The sequence below is a fragment of the Thermovirga sp. genome (assembly GCA_012523215.1).
In the GTDB taxonomy this organism is placed as follows: Bacteria; Synergistota; Synergistia; order Synergistales; family Thermovirgaceae; genus 58-81.
Map to the genome: position 1 here is coordinate 1 of JAAYIZ010000330.1, position 1,798 is coordinate 1,798.

Here is a 1,798-nt window from a genome sequence, read left to right on the forward strand (position 1 = left end):
AGCGGTAACTCTCGGAGAGAACATCGCCGGAACCGCCGAGGAGGGAGAAGAAGACATTCGACGATGGGCGGAAAAGCAGGGGAAGGGCCGGCGTGGTGAGGATCAGGACAAGGATAAGCGCCGAGTCTGCGTAACCGTGAGCCTCTTCTACCTGTCCACGGCCCAGGGAGTTGCTCATCCTGGCCGTAGTTCCGACGGCCATGCCGTTCACCAGGGCGAAGATCACGAACATGAGCGGGAAGGTGAGCGACATGGCGGCGAGGGAGGATTCCCCCAGCCACGACACGAAGACGGTATCCACCAGGTGGAACAGGGTATGAAAGAGCATGGAAAACATTGAAGGCAACGCCAGTTGCCAGAGGGTCCCGGCAACACTCCCGGCTCCCATGTCGACATTTCTTTTCAGAAGGGCCATAAATTCCTCCGCGATAAAAAGCTCAAAGCATTGTAGGCAATATCTTGGGTCGTGGCAAATGCCCTTTCGGCGGGATCACGGGGTTAACTGTACGAGGTTTTTCACCTCGTCGAAGGTCATGCCGGAAAGGTTCGCCAGTTCTTTGAAACCCCATTCGCCGTGTCCCGACAGGAGCGACCGGGATCTGAGGGGAATCTGCCATGGTCCCCGGTGACGGTCCTCGACCAGGGAAAGCGCGAGGGCGAAGGAACGGGCCAATTCGCCGAGCGCGGGGTGGTGAGGCCCCGCCACCACCCCGCAGGAGAGGGAAACTGTCTCCTGGAGGCCCACCCGGAGCAGTTCAAAACCCGACTCCCGGGTGAACTTTATCATCCTGCCCGCCCAGCGGGCGCTCTCCTCGACGCCGGGCGGAGTGTATGCGCCGGAGAGGTACAGCTTTTCCAGCGGGGTATCCTTCAGGACCAGGCAGGGGTATATCCTGATCTGCATGGGGCCGGCGCCCTTCACACCGGCAAGACGCCCCAGGTCTTCCAGCGACGATGGCGGATCCTGTCCGGGAAGTCCTGTCATGAGTTGGACCCCGGGGATGAAGCCAGGATGGGCGGTTACCAGGGAGATCTTTTCCAGGACCGCAGCCCCGGTGTACCCCCGGTTGCACGCTTTTAACACGTCGTCCTCGAGAGAGGTCACCCCTAGTTCGATGATTTTGACGGGAAAACGGGAAAGGAAGGTGAGTACCTCCGGGGTGATGCAGAGTGGGTGAGTGGAGATCCTCACGCTGACCGGGGCGGGGGCCGACAGGACCGCCTCGAGGTATTCCTCCTGTCGATCCAGCGGCTGGCAGGTGAAGCTCCCGCCGAAGAAGCAGACTTCGGTGGGTTCTGAGATCCCCCGGAGGGCATCCTCCACGTCGGCGGGGCCCGGGGAACTCCCATGGCCCGTTATGGCCCGCTGGTCGCAGTAAACGCACCGGTTGGGGCAGTCCCTCATGGGGAGGAAAAAAGGGGCGCGATTCACCAGGAAGCACCCTCGATCCACTCGTCGATTATGGCGGCCCAGGCGAAAAGGTCCGCCTGGTATTCAAAACTCGTCATCGGGGTGGCGGTATGGGACCAGAAGTCTTCGCCCTTGGCGTGATGGGTGAGATGGTATATCTCGTGGAAGACGGCGAAACGCCTCCATAATTCCGGTAGGAGGCCGTTGACGTAGATCCTGGCCCTTTGCCCCCGGGCGACATGCAGGCCCCAGATGGAGAAGGGCATCCGAACCCTTACGATTTCCACGGATTTTCCACAGGCTCTTTCCGCTTTCGCGAGGAGGTCGAAATCGTCAAGCCCCTTCCATTGGCCGGCCTCGAGGGAAGCCCACTCCGGGATATTCTCG

Annotated in this window: 3 protein-coding genes; all 3 read right to left on the reverse strand. The window is 60.8% G+C overall.

What is annotated here, in order from left to right:
• Positions 1-415: MATE family efflux transporter (locus GX108_08700; protein ID NLO57100.1), on the reverse strand; the 415-nt coding region annotated here is incomplete at its 3' end.
• 75 nt (positions 416-490) lie between these two features.
• Complete coding sequence (locus GX108_08705) at positions 491-1,432, reverse strand: radical SAM protein (GenBank protein NLO57101.1); 942 nt, start codon at positions 1,430-1,432, stop codon at positions 491-493.
• Positions 1,429-1,798, reverse strand: a 370-nt coding sequence (locus GX108_08710) for an ImmA/IrrE family metallo-endopeptidase (protein ID NLO57102.1), incomplete at its 5' end; no start/stop codon positions are given. The genes GX108_08705 and GX108_08710, both read right to left, overlap by 4 nt.